General features: G+C 63.1%; 5 protein-coding genes. 2 read left to right on the forward strand and 3 right to left on the reverse strand.

The window, feature by feature from the left end; all coding sequences use genetic code 11:
• Positions 1–61 precede the first annotated feature (61 nt).
• The 3 genes from ACW9JE_RS28655 to ACW9JE_RS28665 all read right to left on the reverse strand — a co-directional run bounded on the left by ACW9JE_RS28655 (position 62) and on the right by ACW9JE_RS28665 (position 2,197).
• A complete protein-coding gene (locus ACW9JE_RS28655) occupies positions 62–655 on the reverse strand; it encodes an HAD family hydrolase (protein ID WP_457434669.1) in 594 nt (197 codons plus the stop codon).
• Entirely contained in the window at positions 652–1,521 is an 870-nt protein-coding gene (tesB, locus tag ACW9JE_RS28660) for an acyl-CoA thioesterase II (RefSeq protein ID WP_224534140.1), read from the reverse strand. The genes ACW9JE_RS28655 and tesB overlap by 4 nt, the downstream gene beginning before the upstream one ends.
• 106 nt (positions 1,522–1,627) lie before the next feature.
• Positions 1,628–2,197: a GNAT family N-acetyltransferase gene (locus ACW9JE_RS28665; RefSeq protein WP_457434670.1), complete on the reverse strand. Its 570-nt coding sequence runs from the start codon at positions 2,195–2,197 to the stop codon at positions 1,628–1,630.
• Between the two features lie 92 nt (positions 2,198–2,289).
• On the opposite strand from ACW9JE_RS28665, the gene ACW9JE_RS28670 reads away from it, so the two are divergent.
• Together ACW9JE_RS28670 and ACW9JE_RS28675 are read left to right on the forward strand one after the other, a co-directional pair.
• Entirely contained in the window at positions 2,290–3,210 is a 921-nt protein-coding gene (locus ACW9JE_RS28670) for a histone deacetylase family protein (protein ID WP_457434671.1), read from the forward strand.
• Between the two features lie 281 nt (positions 3,211–3,491).
• Positions 3,492–4,733: a TIGR03862 family flavoprotein gene (locus tag ACW9JE_RS28675; protein ID WP_224534137.1), complete on the forward strand. Its 1,242-nt coding sequence runs from the start codon at positions 3,492–3,494 to the stop codon at positions 4,731–4,733.
• Positions 4,734–4,788: the final 55 nt, after the last annotated feature.

Here is a 4,788-nt window from a genome sequence, read left to right on the forward strand (position 1 = left end):
TACGCATTCCAATGTGGGAGCGGGCTTGCTCGCGAAGACGGTTAATCAGACACCAACAAACTCAATCCGACAGCATCCGCCGCAACTCAACACAATCCACCGCATGCCAATCCGTCAACTCAGGCCACGGATTATCCGGCAGATTCACCAGCACCGTCCGCGCCCCCGCCGCGCGCCCGCAATCCAGGTCGAAGCGATAATCGCCCACCATCACCATCTCGCTCGCCGGCACATTCCAGGCCTCTGCCAGCTTCAGCAAACCACCCGGGTGCGGCTTGGGCGGCGCTTCATCGCGACCGAGCACATCCTCCACCGCAAAGCAATCAGCCAGGCCGATCGCCTCCAGCGTGACATGGGCCAGTTCACGAGCATTGCGCGTGAGGATGCCCAGCCGATAACCGCGCTCGGCCAGCTCCCGCACCAGCTCGACCGCGCCGACCGCCGGCTTCGAGCCCAGCGCCAGGTCGCGCTCGTGCTCCAGCAGCCAGGCATGCTTGGCCGCGGCCTCCTCGGCGGGCAGCGCCGCCAGATGCGTGAGGATGTCGTCCTCGGGCGGAATCGACAGGGCCACGCGAATCGCCGCGAAGTCATGCACCGCGACCGTCAGGGTGCCGTCCATGTCGAACACCCAGTGGCGTACGTCGGCCAGGCTCATGCCCAATCCTTGCGATGACGAATAAGGCCTTCCTGAGTGACCGAAGCCACCAGTTGTCCGGCGCGGTTGAACACGCTGCCGCGAGAGAAACCGCGGGAATTGCCGGCCCAAGGGCTGTCCATCGCGTACAGCAGCCAGTCATCGGCGCGTAGGTCCTGGTGGAACCACAGCGCGTGATCGAGGCTGGCGACCTGCATGTCCTTGTGCCACACCGACTTGCCGTGAGGCTGCATCGAAGTGGTCAGCAGACCGAAGTCCGAGGCATAGGCCAGCAGGTATTTGTGCAGCGCGGGAGTGTCGGCCAACGCACCGTCGGCGCGGAACCAGACGTATTTGATCGGATCCGACGGCTGCGGGTTATAGGGGTCTTTTTCGGTGATCGGGCGAAACTCGATCGGTTTCGGGCAGAGCAGTTTTTCGCGCATCTTTTCCGGGATCAGGTGCGCGCGTTGCTGGGTCAATTCCAGCTCCGACGGCAGGTTTTCCGGACCGACCACCTGGGGCATCTGCGACTGGTGCTCGAAACCCTTCTCGTCGTACTGGAAGGAGGCGCTGCAAGTGAAAATCGGGTGGCCCTTCTGGATCGCCGTCACCCGGCGCGTGCTGAAACTGCCGCCATCGCGAACCCGGTCAACCTGATACACCACCGGCAGCCCGGCATCCCCCGGACGCAGGAAGTAGCCATGCATCGAATGCACATGCCGGTTTTCTTCAACGGTCTGACTGGCCGCCGACAGCGACTGGCCGAGTACCTGACCACCGAACAACTGACGAAACCCCAAGTCCTGGCTGCGGCCACGGAACAGGTTTTCCTCGATCGGTTCCAGGGTCAGCAGGTCCACCAGATCTTCCAACACATGGCTCATTCAGACTCTCCTCACTCAACACAACGCCGCGCAGTTCTGGCTGCGTCGGTCGATTCAAATTGTGGCCCGGGCCAATATGAGGGCCATTGTAAACATCCGTGTCAGCTTATCCATGCAAGGTTTGCAGCCATTGTTCACGATTGATGCGATAGAGCACGTGATGGCGCAGGGGGTGACCCGCCTCAAGCTTGGGGTGCTCGAAGTCGTCGACCGGGTCGTGGTGCATGCCGATCGCCTGCATGACTTTCTGCGACGGCAAGTTGTTGTCAGCGGTGAACGAGACGATTTCATTCACTACCAGACGATCGAACCCGCAACGCAGAGCGGTCCAGGCGGCTTCACTGGCATAACCCAAACCCCAGTGTTCCCGGGCCAGGCGCCAGCCGATCTCGATGGCCGGGGTGAAAGGCGCGTCGAAGCCGACCATGCCCAGCCCGGTAAAACCGATGAACTGGCCGGTGTCCTTGCGCTCCAGCGCCCAGAGTCCAAAACCATGTTCGGCAAAATGACCGCGCACCCGACCGATCATCGACGCGCTCTCCAGTCGGCTCAGGGGCGCGGGAAAATAGCGCATGACCTGCGGGTCGGCGCACATCGCGGCAAATTCCGGCAAATCTTCGTCACGCCACTGACGCATCAGCAGCCGCGCACTTTCCAATTGCAGTATCGGTTCCATCGGTCCCCTCCCCCATTTCCATGTCGCCAGTCTACAACGCTGGTAGGATCCTTCACTCGTTCCTACCCGCCTTACAGTCAGACATTTCAGCCATGCCCCTGCCGTTGATTTACCACGAAGACTACAGCCCGGAGTTTCCGGCGGATCACCGCTTCCCCATGGACAAGTTTCGCTTGCTGCGCGATCACCTGGTGGAAAGCGGGCTGACCCGCGACGCCGACATGCTGCGCCCGCAATTGTGCCCGCCGGAGATTCTCGCCCTCGCCCATGACCCTTCGTACATCGAACGCTACATGGGCGGCGAATTGTCTCGCGAAGATCAACGGCGCCTCGGCCTGCCCTGGAGCGAAGCCCTGGCCCGGCGCACCGTGCGGGCGGTCGGCGGTTCGCTGCTGGCGGCCGAACAGGCGCTGGAACATGGCTTGGCCTGCCATCTGGCCGGCGGCACCCACCACGCGCATTACGACCACCCGGCCGGGTTCTGCATCTTTAACGACCTGGCGGTGATCAGCCATTTCCTGCTGCAAAGTGGCCGGGTCAATCGCGTGCTGATCTTCGATTGCGATGTGCATCAGGGCGACGGCACCGCACGCATCCTGCACAACACACCGGAGGCGATCACCGTTTCCCTGCATTGCGAAAAGAATTTTCCTGCACGCAAGGCCGAAAGCGACTGGGACATTCCGCTGCCCAATGGCATGGGCGATGCGGACTATTTGAAGGTGGTGGACGACGCGCTCAACTACCTGCTGCCGCTCTACCAGCCCGACCTGGTCCTGTACGACGCCGGCGTGGATGTGCATAAGGACGACGCCTTGGGTTACCTGAAACTCACCGACCAAGGCGTCGCTGCCCGGGATGAGAGCGTCATGCGCCACTGCCTGGGCCGCGATATTCCCGTGGTTGGCGTTATAGGCGGCGGCTACAGCAAGGACCGCAAGGCCCTGGCCCGCCGCCATGGCATCCTGCATCACAGCGCACAACGGGTCTGGGCGTCATCAGGCTGTCATTGAGTTGTGGATGCTTTACCCACAATGGCTGTGGAGCCGCCTGTGGATAACCTGAGTGAAAGGGACTACAGGCCTTGCGCACTGTGGCCTACAGACCGCTGATCATTTTTTGACCACCCCATTCTCAGCCACACCGCCACCCTCTGTGGGAGCGAGCCTGCTCGCGATAATTTCAGCATCGACACTGAGGCGACTCAAACACCGCCATCGCGAGCAGGCTCGCTCCCACAGTTTCCGTGTACTGCTAGAATGCGCGGCTATTCCGCCACACCGCAGCGTTGATCATGACCCAGCCCAACACTTCCCCTTCCCATCGAGTCGCCATCATCGGCGGCGGCCCCGCCGGTCTGATGGCGGCCGAAGTGTTGAGCCAGGCCGGCATCCTGGTCGACCTCTACGACGGCATGCCCTCGGTGGGCCGCAAGTTCCTGCTGGCCGGCGTCGGCGGAATGAACATCACCCATTCCGAAGCCTACCCCGCCTTCCTCTCCCGCTACGCCGAACGCGCCCCGCAGATCGCGCCGCTGCTGCGCGGTTTCGGCGCGGACGCCTTGTGCCAGTGGATTCACGACCTGGGCATCGAAACCTTCGTCGGCAGTTCCGGCCGGGTGTTCCCCACCGACATGAAAGCCGCGCCCCTGCTGCGCGCCTGGCTCAAGCGCCTGCGCGACAGCGGCGTAGTTATCCACACCCGCCATCGCTGGCTTGGCTGGGACGCACAGCACAACTTGCTTATCCACAGCCCCGACGGCGAGAAAACCGTTCAGGCCGACGCCACCCTGCTCTCCCTCGGCGGCGGCAGCTGGGCGCGCCTGGGTTCCGATGGCGCCTGGATGCTGGAACTGGAGAAGCGCGGCGTAGGACTGGCGCCCCTGCAGCCAAGTAATTGCGGCTTCGAGGTGCAGGCCTGGAGCGAATTGCTGGTCAGCAAATTCGCCGGTGCCCCGCTGAAAAACGTCGCCATCGGCCTCAACGACGATGTGCCGCGCCTCGGCGAATGCGTGATCACCGCTACCGGCATCGAAGGCAGCCTGATCTATGCCCTGTCGGCGCCGATCCGCGAGGCGATCAATCAACAGGGCAGCGCCACCGTGCATATCGACCTGCTGCCCGGCCGACCTGTGGATAAAATCCTCGCCGCGCTGAGCAAGCCCCGCGGCTCGCGCTCGATGTCCAAACATCTGCACAGCCAGCTCGGCATCGATGGCGTGAAGGCCGCGCTGTTGCGCGAACTGACCTCCGCCGACACCTTCGCCGACCTGGCGTCGCTGGCCCAAGCGATCAAGGCCTTGCCCCTGACCCTGGTCAAAACCCGGCCACTGGACGAAGCCATCAGCAGTGCTGGCGGTGTGTTGTTCGAGTCGATGGACGAGCGCCTGATGCTCAAGCAGGTGCCTGGGGTGTTCTGCGCGGGGGAAATGATCGACTGGGAGGCGCCGACGGGGGGCTACCTGCTGACTGCGTGCTTCGCCAGTGGGCGGGCGGCGGGGTTGGGAATCGTGGAGTGGTTGCGGCGCAAGGCTTGAAATCAGCGGTGCGCCCTTCGCGAGCAAGCCCGCTCCCACAGGGGATCTGTGTCGT

The organism is Pseudomonas sp. SDO55104_S430 (genome assembly GCF_054070595.1).

Coding starts and splice junctions, on each gene's coding strand:
- ACW9JE_RS28655 (WP_457434669.1), bottom strand. CDS start 655: ATGAGCCTGGCCGACGTACGCCACTGGGTGTTCGACATGGACGGCACC.
- tesB (WP_224534140.1), bottom strand. CDS start 1,521: ATGAGCCATGTGTTGGAAGATCTGGTGGACCTGCTGACCCTGGAACCG.
- ACW9JE_RS28665 (WP_457434670.1), bottom strand. CDS start 2,197: ATGGAACCGATACTGCAATTGGAAAGTGCGCGGCTGCTGATGCGTCAG.
- ACW9JE_RS28670 (WP_457434671.1), top strand. CDS start 2,290: ATGCCCCTGCCGTTGATTTACCACGAAGACTACAGCCCGGAGTTTCCG.
- ACW9JE_RS28675 (WP_224534137.1), top strand. CDS start 3,492: ATGACCCAGCCCAACACTTCCCCTTCCCATCGAGTCGCCATCATCGGC.